The sequence below is a fragment of the Halobacterium sp. MBLA0001 genome (assembly GCF_049705385.1).
Lineage (GTDB): Archaea > Halobacteriota > Halobacteria > Halobacteriales > Halobacteriaceae > Halobacterium > Halobacterium salinarum.
This window is the reverse complement of the sequence record NZ_JBNAMQ010000007.1, coordinates 56,706-69,853: the sequence shown is the minus strand read 5'-3', so window position 1 is coordinate 69,853 and position 13,148 is coordinate 56,706. Positions and strand designations below refer to the sequence as shown.

The 13,148-nt window shown below is 70.3% G+C and carries 14 protein-coding genes; 8 read left to right on the top strand and 6 right to left on the bottom strand.

What is annotated here, in order from left to right; all coding sequences use genetic code 11:
* Positions 1 to 48 precede the first annotated feature (48 nt).
* Positions 49 to 1,266 (top strand): hydroxymethylglutaryl-CoA reductase (NADPH), encoded by a 1,218-nt coding sequence (gene hmgA / locus ACOZ32_RS01530; protein WP_010903374.1) that lies wholly within the window; start codon positions 49 to 51, stop codon positions 1,264 to 1,266.
* Between the two features lie 6 nt (positions 1,267 to 1,272).
* Here hmgA and ACOZ32_RS01525 read toward each other — a convergent pair whose 3' ends face one another.
* Together ACOZ32_RS01525 and icd are read right to left on the bottom strand one after the other, a co-directional pair.
* Positions 1,273 to 1,797 carry a DUF5817 domain-containing protein gene (locus tag ACOZ32_RS01525; protein ID WP_205250996.1) on the bottom strand — a complete coding sequence of 175 codons (525 nt, stop codon included), beginning with the start codon at positions 1,795 to 1,797 and terminating at the stop codon, positions 1,273 to 1,275.
* 84 nt (positions 1,798 to 1,881) lie between these two features.
* A complete protein-coding gene (gene icd, locus ACOZ32_RS01520; protein WP_010903372.1) occupies positions 1,882 to 3,150 on the bottom strand; it encodes an NADP-dependent isocitrate dehydrogenase in 1,269 nt (422 codons plus the stop codon).
* 98 nt (positions 3,151 to 3,248) lie between these two features.
* Here icd and ACOZ32_RS01515 point away from each other — a divergent pair, with 98 nt between their 5' ends.
* The gene (locus tag ACOZ32_RS01515) at positions 3,249 to 4,133 is read left to right on the top strand and encodes an isoaspartyl peptidase/L-asparaginase (protein WP_010903371.1); all 885 of its coding nucleotides are present in this window, start codon (positions 3,249 to 3,251) and stop codon (positions 4,131 to 4,133) included.
* A gap of 6 nt (positions 4,134 to 4,139) precedes the next feature.
* Here the strand turns inward: ACOZ32_RS01515 and ACOZ32_RS01510 are convergent, their stop codons facing one another.
* Positions 4,140 to 5,264 (bottom strand): ABC transporter ATP-binding protein, encoded by a 1,125-nt coding sequence (locus ACOZ32_RS01510; RefSeq protein WP_424334873.1) that lies wholly within the window; start codon positions 5,262 to 5,264, stop codon positions 4,140 to 4,142.
* Between the two features lie 142 nt (positions 5,265 to 5,406).
* Here ACOZ32_RS01510 and ACOZ32_RS01505 point away from each other — a divergent pair, with 142 nt between their 5' ends.
* From ACOZ32_RS01505 to map, 4 genes are read left to right on the top strand one after another with little or no spacing between them, the layout of a single operon-like run.
* Entirely contained in the window at positions 5,407 to 6,585 is a 1,179-nt protein-coding gene (locus ACOZ32_RS01505) for an ABC transporter substrate-binding protein (RefSeq protein WP_424334872.1), read from the top strand.
* A gap of 1 nt (position 6,586) precedes the next feature.
* The gene (locus ACOZ32_RS01500; protein ID WP_010903368.1) at positions 6,587 to 7,480 is read left to right on the top strand and encodes an ABC transporter permease; all 894 of its coding nucleotides are present in this window, start codon (positions 6,587 to 6,589) and stop codon (positions 7,478 to 7,480) included.
* Entirely contained in the window at positions 7,480 to 8,295 is an 816-nt protein-coding gene (locus ACOZ32_RS01495) for an ABC transporter permease (RefSeq protein WP_205250994.1), read from the top strand. The genes ACOZ32_RS01500 and ACOZ32_RS01495 overlap by 1 nt, the downstream gene beginning before the upstream one ends.
* Before the next feature lie 48 nt (positions 8,296 to 8,343).
* The gene (gene map, locus ACOZ32_RS01490; protein WP_010903366.1) at positions 8,344 to 9,234 is read left to right on the top strand and encodes a type II methionyl aminopeptidase; all 891 of its coding nucleotides are present in this window, start codon (positions 8,344 to 8,346) and stop codon (positions 9,232 to 9,234) included.
* A 37-nt stretch (positions 9,235 to 9,271) separates the two neighbouring features.
* Here the strand turns inward: map and ACOZ32_RS01485 are convergent, their stop codons facing one another.
* A complete protein-coding gene (locus ACOZ32_RS01485; protein ID WP_010903365.1) occupies positions 9,272 to 9,472 on the bottom strand; it encodes a hypothetical protein in 201 nt (66 codons plus the stop codon).
* A gap of 120 nt (positions 9,473 to 9,592) precedes the next feature.
* On the opposite strand from ACOZ32_RS01485, the gene ACOZ32_RS01480 reads away from it, so the two are divergent.
* Entirely contained in the window at positions 9,593 to 10,138 is a 546-nt protein-coding gene (locus ACOZ32_RS01480) for an HIT family protein (protein ID WP_205250993.1), read from the top strand.
* Between the two features lie 40 nt (positions 10,139 to 10,178).
* A complete protein-coding gene (locus tag ACOZ32_RS01475; RefSeq protein WP_010903363.1) occupies positions 10,179 to 11,078 on the top strand; it encodes a cation diffusion facilitator family transporter in 900 nt (299 codons plus the stop codon).
* 18 nt (positions 11,079 to 11,096) lie between these two features.
* On the opposite strand, the gene ACOZ32_RS01470 is transcribed toward ACOZ32_RS01475, so the two are convergent.
* Both ACOZ32_RS01470 and deoC read right to left on the bottom strand, forming a co-directional pair.
* A complete protein-coding gene (locus tag ACOZ32_RS01470) occupies positions 11,097 to 12,395 on the bottom strand; it encodes a tRNA (N(6)-L-threonylcarbamoyladenosine(37)-C(2))-methylthiotransferase (RefSeq protein ID WP_205250992.1) in 1,299 nt (432 codons plus the stop codon).
* Positions 12,396 to 12,453: 58 nt separating this feature from the next.
* Positions 12,454 to 13,092: a deoxyribose-phosphate aldolase gene (gene deoC, locus ACOZ32_RS01465; RefSeq protein ID WP_205250991.1), complete on the bottom strand. Its 639-nt coding sequence runs from the start codon at positions 13,090 to 13,092 to the stop codon at positions 12,454 to 12,456.
* Between the last annotated feature and the right edge of the window lie 56 nt (positions 13,093 to 13,148).

Here is a 13,148-nt window from a genome sequence, read left to right as displayed (position 1 = left end):
CGGTGTCGAAGGACAACCTTCAGGGCGGCGGGCCGCCGACTCCCGGGCATGCCCGACGATGCCAGCGACCTCGCCGACCGCGTACAGGCCGGGGACCTCCGGCTGTACGAACTCGACGACGAGACCGACGCCGACACCGCCGCGGCGGCACGCCGCGCGGTCCTCGAACGCGAAACCGACGCCGACACCGACGCGCTCGGCGCGTTCGCCTTCGACGCCGATCAGGCAGCCGACACCGCCGTCGAGAACCTCACCGGCGGCGCGCAACTCCCGCTCGGCGTCGCCGGCCCGGTCGCCCTCAGCGGCGGCGCCGCCGACGGCGAGTACTACCTCCCGATGGCCACCACCGAGGGCGCGCTGGTCGCGTCCGTGAACCGCGGCTGCTCGGCGATCACCGCGGCCGGCGGCGCGAACGCCCGCGTCACCAAAACCGGGATGACGCGCGCCCCGGTGTTCCGCGTCGCGGACGTGACCGAGGGCGCGGAGGTCGCCCAGTGGGCCGACGACAACACCGACGCCCTGGCGGCGGCCGCCGAATCGACGACCAGCCACGGCGAACTCACCGACGTGACGCCGTACGTCGTCGGGGACAACGTCTACCTCCGGTTCCGGTACGACACCAAAGACGCCATGGGGATGAACATGGCCACCATCGCCACCGAGGCCGCAAGCGAGCTCGTGGAGGACGAAACCCCCGCGGAGCTCGTCGCGGTGTCGGGCAACCTCTGCACGGACAAGAAACCGGCCGCCATCAACGCCGTCGAGGGCCGGGGCCGCACGGTCACGGCCGACGTGACCATCCCCCAGGACGTGGTCGAGGAGCGCTTCGACACGACGCCGGCCGCCATCGAGGAAGCCAACACGCGCAAGAACCTCATCGGCTCCGCGAAAGCCGGCAGCCTCGGGTTCAACGCCCACGCCGCGAACGTCGTCGCCGCCGTCTTCCTCGCGACCGGCCAGGACGCCGCCCAGGTCGTCGAGGGCGCAAACGCCATCACGACCGTCGAAGCCCGCGACGACGCCCTCTACGCGTCGGTGAACCTGGCGAGCCTCGAAGTCGGCACCGTCGGCGGCGGCACCACACTCCCGACCCAACGCGAGGCACTGGACGTGCTCGGCGTCCGCGGCGGCGGCGACCCCGCGGGCGCGAACGCCGACGCGCTCGCGGAGATCATCGCAGTGGGCGCGCTCGCCGGCGAGATCAACCTCCTGGCGGCGCTGGCCTCTCGCCGCCTCTCGGCGGCCCACGCCGACCTGGGGCGCTAGGCGCGCTCACAACAGCCGGTAGCCGTCCCCGGCGTCGACGACCTCGCCCGCCCGCGTCAACTTCGCCAGCGCGTCCGCGACGTACTCGCTGCCGACGCCGTGCTCGGCGGCGAACGCCGCCACCTCGAGCTCCGTCGGCTCGTCCAACTCCCGCAGCGCCGCCCTGACGGTGTCCTGTCGCGAGCGACTGCGCCGGGTGCCCTCGGCGCGCTCCCCGGCGGCCGCCGCCTCGGCCGCGTCGACGCCGGCCGCGTCGAGGTAGTCGTCGTCGTCGATGCCCGCCGCCATGGCGTCCTCGCCGAGCGCCGTGAACCCGTCCATGTCAGCGAACGCCTCCCCGTAGCCCGCCTTGTTCGCGAGGATCGACGCCCGCACCTCACGGGCGTGGTCCTCGTCGTCGGTGGTGACGAACTGTTTGAGCGTCCCGAACTGGTGGCGCGTCTCGCAGCGCGGACAGCTGGTGGTCTCCGGGCGGCCCGCGACCACCCACAGCGCGTTGCAGTCCGAACACCCGACGACAGCGTACGACATCACCCGATCATGGGGCGTCGGCCAGGATAAACACGGCGGCTCAAAAAACCGGCCCACGGTGGTCGGTGCTCGGCGCTGGCGGCGTTACGCGAGGTCCTCGATGCGGTCGATGACGGCCTCGGCGTACGTCGTGCTGGACACTTCCTCGGCGTCGTCGCGCTGGCGCGCGAGGTCGTAGGTGACCGTGCCCGACTCGATGGTGTCCTCGACGGCGTCGCGCACGAGCGTGCTGGCGTCGTCCCAGCCGATGTACTCGAACAGCAGGCGGCCCGAGAGGATGAGCGCGGTCGGGTTCGCCTTGTCCTGGCCGGCGCGCTTCGGCGCGGATCCGTGGACCGGCTCCGCGAGACACCGCCCCGCCCCGAAGTTCGCGCCCGGCGCGATGCCGAGGCCGCCGATCTGCGCGCCCGCGGCGTCGCTGAGGTAGTCGCCGTTGAGGTTCGGCATCGCGAGCACGTCGAACTCGTCGGTGCGCAGCTGCATCCACTGCAGCATGGCGTCCGCGAGGCGCTCCTCGACCATGACGGCGTCCTCCGGGATGTCGACCTCGTCCTGTTCCTCCCACAGCGAATCGGGCGCGGCGAACACCTCGTCGTCGGGGTACTCCTCCTCGGCGACCTCCATCCCCCAGTCACCGAACTGCCCCTCGGTGAACTTCATGATGTTGCCCTTGTGGACGAGCGTGACCGTGTCACGGTCGTTCTCGATGGCGTAGTCGATTGCCTCCCGTACCAGACGCTTGGAGCCCTTCTCCGAGATGGGCTTGAGGCCGATCCCGATGTCGCCGTCGTGCATCACGTCGTCGAAGTCCATCTCGTCCTCGACGAACGAACGCACCTGCTCCGCCTCGTCGGTGCCGGCCTCCCACTCGATGCCCGCGTAGACGTCCTCGGTGTTCTCCCGGAAGGTCACCATGTCCATCTCCTCGGGGGCCTTCATGGGTGACGGGACGCCGTCCAGGTAGTAGGTCGGCCGCACGTTCGCGTAGAGGTCAAGCGTCTGGCGCAGCGCCACGTTGAGGCTGCGGAACCCGGCACCGACCGGCGTCGTGAGCGGCCCCTTGATCGCGACGCGGTGCTCGCGGATGGCCTCGACGGTCTCCTCGGGGAGGTTCTCGTCGTACATCTCCCGGGCGGACTCGCCGGCGTACACTTCCATCCACTCGATGTCGTGGCCGGTGGCCTCGGCGGCCGCGCTCAGCACGTCCTGGGCGATGGGACCGACGTCCTTGCCGATGCCGTCCCCGTGAATGATGGGGATGATCGGGGTGTCGGGGACGTCGAGTTCGTCGGCGGCCTCGTCGTAGCTGACTTTCGCCCCGCCCTCGGGGACTTCGATCTTGTCGTAGCTCATTGTCGTTTACACCTCACGCGAGACGCCTAAAAGGACTACTGTTTGCGCCGTCGCCGCCACCCCCAACGCACTCCCCGCTGGCGGCGGTACGGGAGCGCATGCGCGTGCTCGTTCACGGCGGTGCCGGGGCTCCCCCCGACGCGCCCGCACCCCGCCAAGACACCCTGGAGACGGCAGCCGACACCGGCGCATCGCACGCAACGCCCGTCGACGCAGTCACGGCGGCCGTTCGCGTCCTGGAGCGCGACCCCGCGTTCAACGCGGGCACCGGGGCGACACCCCAATCGGATGGCGTGATCCGCACCGACGCGGGCATGATGACCAGCGACCGCGCGGCCGGCGCAGCCGCCTCGATGCCCGGCGTCGAGGCCGCGGTCGCCGTCGCCCGCGCGGTCATGGCGGACACCCCGCACGTGCTGTTGAGCGGCGTGCACGCCGTCGACTTCGCCGCCGACACCGGCATCCCCGTCGAGTCGGATCTCTGGACCGCCGACACCCGTGCCCGCTGGGACGACCTCGACTCCCATCCCGACGGGTCACCCACCGACCACCGCGACTGGGTGCGGGAGCGGTTCGGACGCACTGACCCCGGCGGCCGCGAGTCGCCGCCCGGCGACCACGACACCGTGGGCGCGGTGGCGTCCGACGGCGACCGGTTCGCAACCGCGACCTCGACGGGCGGCCGGTGGCTCGCGCTCGCCGGGCGCGTCGGCGACGTGCCCCAGATCGGGGCCGGGTTCTACGCCGCCCCGGCGGGCGCGGCGTCGGCCACCGGCGCTGGCGAGGCCATCGCGAAAACCACGCTCTCGCGGCGCGCGGTCCGGCACCTCGAAGCCGGGCTGGGGGCGCAGGCGGCCGCCGACCGTGCCATCGAGGAGTTCAGCGAACTCACGGGGGCGTCAGCCGGCGTCATTGTCGTGGACCGCGACGGCGGGTGCGGCACAGCACACAACGCCGCCGCGATGCAGACCGCACGGCACTGACTCGCGTCAGGCGTCGAACACCACGGGATCGCCGGTGATCGCGGCGGTGACGCGTTCGCCCGCCGACAGCGGAGCGTCCGTGTCGCGGATCGACGCCGCCAGCGTCACGCCCTCGGCGGCACCGACGGGTGCGAGCCGGTACCGGACCGCCTCCCCCTGGAAGGTTCGTTCGCGGACGACGGCCTCGAAGGCGTGGTCGGCGGCAGCGTCGTCGGTGCGGGCGACCATCTCCGGGCGGATCGAGGCGGTGACCGCGCCCGTCGCGTCCGTCGCCACGGGAACGGTCACCCAGTCGCCGACCGTGAGCGCCGGCGCGCCCCCGGCCGCTGGCTCGACGGTGCCGTCGACGAGCGTCGTGTCACCGATGAACGACGCAACGAACGGGGACGCCGGGTTCCGGTAGACGGCTGCCGGGGTGCCGACCTGCACGAGTTCGCCGTCCCGCATCACGCCGATGCGGTCGGAGACCGCCATCGCGAGCTCCTGGTCGTGTGTCACGTAACAGAACGACCCCTCGACGGCGTCGCTCAGCCGCCGAAGCTCCGCCTGCATCTGCTTGCGGAGCGTGCGGTCGAGACTCGACAGCGGCTCGTCCAGCAGCAACACCGCCGGCTCGTTGACGAGCGCGCGCGCCAGCGCCACGCGCTGCTGTTGGCCCCCGGACAGCGCGCCCGGCGATCGCTCCCCGGACTCCGTGAGGTTCACCAGGTCCAGCGCCGACTCGACGCGGCGCGCCACCTCGTCGGCCCCCACGTCGGGGTCTTTCTCCAGGCCGTACCCCACGTTCTCGGCGACGCTCATGTGCGGGAACAGGGCGTGCTGTTGGAACACGAGGTTGGTGTCGCGTCGCTCCGGGGGCACGCCGGTCGCGTGCTCGCCGTTGATCCGGATGGTGCCCTCGGTCGGCGACTCGAAGCCGCTGATCAGCCGGAGCGTGGTGGTCTTCCCACAGCCCGACGGCCCCACCAGCGTGAACAGCTCGTTCCGGCGCAGCGTCAGCGTCAGATCCGCGACCGCCGTGGTGTCACCGTACGTCTTTCGGACGCCGTCCAGCCGCACCAGCGCGGCCGCCTCCCCGTCGTCGTGCCCGCCCCCAGATGGGGGTGTCTCGGCCCCCGCTCGTGCAGTCATTACTCCGGCATAGCTCAGGCCGGGGTATCCGGCCGACGCATCCCGTCGATATTGCCGGTTCCACTCGCGGCCCCGCCTTCCCGCGGTACCTGCGGGTATCGCGCGGTTTTTCAGTCGACCACGACTTCCGTCGAACAGTCGCATGTCTCCACGCCAGCCTGACGCTTCTGACGCGGACGCTCCTGCGGACACCACCAGCGACGCCGGCCACCCCCACTCGACCGTGGGCCGGCGGTCGTTTCTCGCCGCCACCGGCGCTGCGGCCAGCGCCACCACGCTTGCCGGCTGTCTCGGCGGCACCACGGGCACCCCAACGATCAACGTCCTCACCTGGGAACATTACGCCCGCGACGACGTGGCCGCCGCCGTCGAGGACGCCGTTGACGCCACGGTGAACGTCACGAAGTCGATCTCCTCGGAGAAGATGTTCGCCGGCTGGCAGGCCGGGAAAGACCAGCAGTTCGACATCGCCATCCCCAACAACAACTACGTCCCGAAGTTCGCGGCGGCCGGGCTCGCGGCCCCGGTTCCGGTTTCGGACCTCGACAGCTACCCCGCGATCTACGACTTCTTCAAGAACACGATGGACACCCAACTCGCCGTCGACGGCACCCCGTACGGCGTGCCGATCCGGTTCGGGTATTACGGCTACGGCTACGACTCGCGGGCCGTCCCCGACCACGACCCCTCCTGGAGCGTGCTGTTCGACGGCATCGACGGCGTCGATCTCAGCAGCGCGGTCGCGCTCTACGACAACCACTTCAAGGCCATGTCCGCGGCGGCGCTCCACCTCGGATTCCGGGACGCCTTCGACGGCGACCGCATCACCCTCTCCGAGTCCCAGCTGGGCGCGGTCACGGACGCCCTCATCGACCAGAAGCAGTCCCTGCTTTCGGGATACATCGCGGGCGACGCGTCGTTCGTCAAAGGCATCACGAAAGGCGACTTCCACGTCGGCCACACCGGCCGCATGAACGTCACGAACATGCGCGCCGACGGCACCGACTGGATCGAGATGGCGACCCCCACGGAGGGCGCGCTCTCCTGGTTCGAGGCCGCCGTGGTCTCCACGCAGACCGACCACCCGGACCTCGCGTGGGAGGTCGTCAACGAGTACATCGCCCCCGAGACCGGGGCCACGCTCGCCCGTGAGGGGCACGCGCCGAGCGTCAACCCGGAGACCACAGCCCACCTCTCCGAGCGCCGCACCGAGCTCTACGGGGCGATCGACCCGGCCCGCCTGGCGGACATGATCCCGTCGAAGGCCGTCGCCAACGAGGACGCGTGGCGGGCCGCCTGGGAGCGCGTCAAGACCGCCTGAGATGGGCGACACAGACTCCGTGCTCGGCCGTCTCGTCGGGTCGCCCCGTGCCCGCCTGGCGGCGCTGCTGGCACCCAGCGGCGGCCTCCTGGTCGCGCTCCTGTTCGCGCCGCTGTCGTTCATGGTCGCGGTGTCGTTCGCGCGGGTCAGCGACGCCTCCCGGATCATCTGGCACCCCACCGCGGCCAACTACACCGCGCTCGTCGACGCCACGCCGTTCTGGTCGACGCCGTTCGTCACATCGCTGCTGTTGTCGGTTGGCATCGCGGCCGCCACCACGGTGGTCTGTCTGGTGGCCGCCTACCCGGTGGCGTACGCGCTCGCGCGCCGCGACCGCGGCCGGCGGGTGGTGTTCTTCCTGGTCCTGTTGCCGTTTTTCACCATGTACCTGGTCCGCGTCTACTCGTGGTATCTCCTGTTCGGCGACGGCGGCGTCCTCAACGACATCGCCACCGTCCTGGGGGTCGGTCCCGTCGACGCCTTCGGGTTCGGGGTGCCGGCCATCGTCGTGGGGCTTGCCCACGCCCAGTTCCCGTACATGCTGTTGACGCTGTACGCGGGCATCGAGGCCGTCGACTTCGACGTGCTGGAGGCCGCCCGCGACCTCGGGGCGTCCCGGCGGGCGGTGTTCCGCGACGTGCTCTTGCCGTTGACGCTGCCCAACGTCGTCGCCGGGTCGCTGTTCGTGTTCGTGCCGGCGTTCGGGTCGTTCGTCGCGCCACGGTTCCTCAGCGGCTCCACCGTGTTGTTGGTGGGGCAGCTCATCGCGGGGCGCATCGACTCGTTCAACATCGCCAGCGCGAGCGCCGCCGCGACGGTGGTGGTCGTGCTGATCGCCGCCGCGTTCGGCGTCGCCGCGCGCTACACCGACGCGTCGGCCGGAGGTGACCACTGATGGCGTCGCCGTCGGCCCGCAGTCGGCTCCTGGGGCACGCGCTGTCGGCGTGGACTGTCGCCGTGCTCGCGGTGCTGTGGCTACCACTGGTCGTCATCATCGCGCTGTCCGTCGCGGAGAACGCCGCCACGATCCTGCCGTTCACCGGCGTCACGCTCGCGCACTACCAGGCCACGCTTCAGGACGGCGCGCTGTTGGGCAGCGTCGCCAACAGCGCCACCATCGCAACCCTGGCGTCGGTGCTGGCGACGGCCGTCGGCGTGCCCGCAAGCGTCGCGCTCGTTCGGTACGACGTGCCACTCTCGAACGCGTTCCGGGTCGCGGTCGTGCTCCCGATGGTGGTGCCGGGCGTGGTGCTTGGCATCGGCGTCCTCATCTCCATCCGCACGCTGCCGGGGATCACGCCCGGGTTCGTGCCGACGGTGCTGACCCACGCCGTCTACGGGCTGCCGTTCGTGGTGCTGTTGGTGTCCGCCCGACTGGCGGCCGTCGACGACACGCTCGCGGACGCCGCCCGCGACCTGGGTGCTTCGCCGCTCGTGGCGTTCCGGGACGTGACGCTGCCGGCGATCGCGCCCGCGGTCGCGTCCGGGTTCCTGTTCGCGTGGGTGCGGTCGTTCGAGGAGTTCGTGCGCGCGTACTTCGTGTCCGGGACCACGGACGTGCTCACCACGGAGATGTACGCGCTGTTGGCGTACGGCACCGCGCCCAAGCTGAACGTGATCGCAACCCTGGTTCTGTTCGTGCTCGCGGTGGTGCTTGCCGTGGCGATGACGGCCGGCGACGTGGTGTCGGCGGTCACCGCCGGCGAGTAACACGCCCAACCCGCAACCTCTTTGCCGCGTTCGGGGTAACCTCCTGGTATGACAGACAGCGTGACGGTTGGTTCGGACGCCTACGAGCAGTACGTGGAGGCCGGCGACATCCTCACGACGGTGCTGTCCGAGGCCGCCGACCGCGTTACGGTCGGGGCGACCCACCTGGAGGTCGCGTCGTTCGCCGAGGAGCGCATCCGCGAGCTCGGCGGCGAGCCGGCGTTCCCGGTGAACATCAGCGTCAACGAGGAGGCGAGCCACGCCGCGCCGGGGGCGGACGACGACACCGAGTTCGGCGAGGACATGGTGTGCCTCGACGTCGGCGTGCACGTCGACGGGCACATCGCGGACGCCGCCACCACGGTCGACCTCTCGGGCACTCCCGAGCTCGTGGAGGCCGCCGAGGAGTCGCTGGCGGCCGCCATCGACATGGTGGAGCCGGGCGTCCAGACGGGCGCGCTGGGCGCGGAGATCCAGGACGTCGTCGAGGCCTACGGCTACAACCCGGTGGTCAACCTCACGGGCCACGGGATGGACGTCTTCGACGCCCACACGGGGCCGACGGTCCCCAACCGCGGGGTCGACTCCGGGGCCGAGCTCGCGGTCGGCGACGTGGTCGCCATCGAGCCGTTCGTCACCACCGGCACGGGGAAGGTCACCGAGGGTGCGGCGACGGAGATCTACGAGGTGGTGTCCTCGGGGACCGTCCGGGACCGGCGCGCGCGCCAGTTGCTCGACGACCTCGAACAGTTCGACGGGCTGCCGTTCGCGGCCCGCTGGCTCGACGGCGCGCGCGCGGAGATGAGTCTGACGCGCCTCGAACGCGCGGACATCGTGCGGTCGTACCCCGTGCTGAAGGAGGCAGATGGGGAACTCGTCGGGCAGGACGAGCACACGCTCATCGTCACGGAGGACGGCTGCGAGGTCGTGACTGCGTAGCCGCCACTTGAGCCGGGCCGTGCGACGGGCGGGGCCGTCAGGCGTTGTTCATTCGTTGTGCGTGTTCGGCGTCGCACTCACAGCACGTCGCGACCCGGTACGGCTCCCGGGAGAACGCGGCGTTCTCGGTGTTCGTGTTCTCCGTTCGGAGCTCAACCGCAACCTGGTGGGTCGTGGTCTGACCGCAGCGCTCGCAGTACTCCGTCACCCCTTCGAAGCCCGGTGTTTTGCTCGCCATCGGTGAGTCCCGTGTGAGTACCTACACCTCCCGAACGTATATGTGTGTGGATCGTTACCATGATAGATAGTTGATACCGGCACCGAAACACTCCTTGCCCAGCCACGCACAGGGCCGCGTATGGAACAGGTGTTCGCGCCGTGGCGCATCGAGTGGGTCGAACGCGACGACACGACCGACGACGACGTTGACTGCGTGTTCTGTGCGTTCCCCGGCCGCGAGCACGCCCGCCAGCACCTCGTCGTCGCGCGCACCGACCACGCCGCCGTGATGCTGAACAACTACCCGTACAACCCCGGCCACTGCATGGTCATCCCGGACGTCCACACGGGCGACTACGGCGACCTCGACGCCGACACGCTGCTCGACCACGCCCGCCTCAAGCAGGCAACCCTCGACGCCCTGGACGCCGCGCTCGGCCCCGACGCGTTCAACACCGGGCTGAATCTCGGCGGCGGCGCGGCCGGCGGCAGCATCGGCGACCACCTCCACACCCACGTCGTGCCCCGCTGGAACGGCGACACGAACTTCATGCCCGTCATCAGCGACACGAAAGTCATCGTCGAAGCGCTCGACGACACCTACGACCGGCTCCACGACGCGTTTCTCGCCCGCCCGGACGCCACCGAAGCCCCAACCGGGGCTGTGTTCGTTGATTTCGACTGAATCGAAACCTCGATACTGCCCGCCACACTACGCGTGACCAATGGAGCGCAAGCGCGCAGTCCGGCGCGTCGGTGCGCTCGTGCTCGCGGCGAACCTCGCGCTCGTCGCGGCCAAGGGCGCTGCCTGGTGGGCGACCGGCAGCCTCGCGGTCGGCTCCGAGGCGATCAACAGCCTCGCCGACGTGGCGTACTCGCTGGTGGTTCTCGGCGGTCTCTATCTCACCACGCAACCCCCGGATTTCAAACACCCACACGGCCACGAACGCATCGAACCGTTCGTCTCCCTGGTGGTCGCATTGGGCGTGCTCGCCGCCGGCGGTGCCGTGCTCTGGCAGGCCACCACGACCGTGGCCGCGGGCGACTACGGCCCCACTCCCGGCCTCCCCGCGGTCGGCGTGCTCGTCGGCACCGCAGTCGCAAAATACGCCCTCTACCGGTACGTCCTCGGCGTCGCTGCCGATCATCGCTCCCCGGCGCTGCGCGCCACCGCCCTCGACAACCGCAACGACATCCTCACCGCCAGCGCGGCGCTCGTCGGCGTCCTCGGCTCCGCCACCGGCTACCCCGTCTTGGACCCGCTTGCGGCGTTCGTCGTCGCCGCCGGCATCCTCCACACCGGCTACGAGATCGTCCGGGACAACGTCAACTACCTGGTCGGCGCTGCGCCGCCCGCCGACCTCCGCGAGCAGATCCTCGGGCGCGCCCTCGACAATCCGGACGTCGAAGGCGCACACGACGTGGTTGCCCACTACGTCGGCCCCGAGATCGACGTCAGCCTTCACGTCGAGGTGGAGGGCGAGATGACGCTGCACGAGGCCCACGACATCGAGACCGACCTCATCCTCGACCTCGAATCCATCCCGGAGGTCGACGACGTGTTCGTCCACGTCGACCCGAAGGAACTCGGCGAATGGAAGGACGCGGACACCGCGCCCGAATAGCGCGCCGCCTGCGAACGGTCAGTCCGCGGTCGTTTCGGCGGGGCCGTCGTCGACCGCGGCGGCATCCACGGGCTCCGCGAACGCGTAGACGGTCTGGTGGCTGGTGACCTCCACGGTAGCGAAGTCGCCGGGCTCCAGTCCGTGGTCGGTGGCGTTCTGCACGATCACCTGGCGGTACGCGCCGTCGTAGCATTTCACCGAGTCGCCGGTCCCCTCCTCGACGACGAGCACGTCACGCCGGGTGCCAACCATCGACTCGTGGGCTTCCCCAACCACGTCCATTTTCAGCTCCGTCATCGCCTTCGAGCGGTCCTTTTTCGTCTGCCCGCCCAGCCCCTTCAGCTCGGCGGCGTCGGTGCCCGGGCGCTTGGAGAACCGCGTGACGTTGATCTTCTCCGGGCGGGTCTCCCGCAGGAGGTCCATCGACGCCTCGTGGTCGTCGTCGTCCTCGGTCGGGAAGCCGACGATGAAGTCCGTCGACAGCGTCCACTCCCCGAGGGTGTCGTTGAACGTCTCCACGATGTCGCGGTACTGGCTGACCTCGTGTTGGCGGCGCATGTCCGCGAGCACGTCGTCGCTGCCGGACTGGACGGGCGCGTGCAGGAAATTATAGATCTCGTCGTGCTCGGCGAACACCGCCGCCAGCTCCTCGCGGATGCCGTGGACGCCGCCCGGGTTGGCCATCCCCACGCGCACCCGGAACTCGCCCTCGATCTCGGTGGCGATGCGCTCCAGCAACTCGGGGAGTTTCCGCTCGCCGGTGTCCCAGCCGTAGACGCCCGTGTCCTGGCCGGTGATCCGGATCTCCTTCGCGCCGGCGTGCACCAGCGCGCGCGCCCTCTCGACGTTCTCCTCGACCGGCGGGGAGTCCACGCGGCCGGTGGCCTGCTTGGTGATGCAGTACGAGCAGTTGCTCATGCAGCCGCGCGCGATGGGCAGGATACCCACCACGCCGTCCAGGATCGGCTCGGCGTCCGGCGTCGTCGTCGGACACTCGCCGTTCGTCACCGCCTCGGGCACGTCGTCCCAGTGCAGGACCTGTGCGTCCACGTCGGCGTCGGCGAACGCCTCGCCCTGGGCCAGCGCCATGCAGCCCGTGACGATGAGGTCGGCGGTCTCGTCGGCGAGTTCTTTGGCCCGCCGGAGCATGTTTCGCTCCGTTTTCTCGACGACCGTACAGGTGTTGAGGATCGCGACGTCCGCGTCAGCCGCCGTCTCCACCTTGTGGTGGCCGGCGTCGCGGAGGCGTCGCTCGATGTCGCGGCTCTCGCCGCGGTTCGAGGTGCACCCGTATGTTTCGATGTGGTAGCGGGCCATCGCTGTACATGTGTTGCCCGCGCGCAGCAAAAAGGCATGCGGTCGCCAGTGATGGCGCCTACTCCGCGAACGACGCCACGATGTCGACCCCCGAGGACGCGCCGATGCGCACCGCGCCGGCGTCGAACATCGCCGCGGCGTCGGCGTACGTCCCGACGCCGCCGCTGGCTTTCACCGGGAGGTACTCGCTCATCAGCGACACGTCGGGGACCGTCGCCCCGCCGTCGGTGAAGCCGGTCGCCGTCTTCACCATCGCCGCGTCGGCGTCGGCCGCCGCCTCGCAGGCGGCGCGTTTCTCGGCGTCGGTCAACACCGGCGTTTCGATGATGACTTTCACCGGCAGCGGCGTGGCGTCGTTCACGGCCGCGATCTCCGCGGTCACCGCCTCGTGGTCGCCGCCTTTCAGTCGGCCGATGGGGATCACGAGGTCGAGTTCGTCCGCGCCGTCGGCGTGCGCGCGCTCGGCGGCCGCGACCTTCACGCTGGTTGCCTGCGTGCCGTGTGGGAACCCGATCACGGTGGCGATGGTGCGGTCGGCGGACGCGTGGTCGCGGGCGTCGGCGACGTAACACGGCGGGATACAGACGTTCATCCCGTGGGCTTCGGCGTCGTCGACCACGCTCAACACGTCCGCGCGTGTCGTGGTCGGTCCCAGCACGGTGTGGTCGATGCGGGCGGCGAGTGTCTCGCGGTCCATACCCGGACAACAGCCCGGCGCGTGGAAATATTCCGTGGCTCTCTTCGCTGATAACG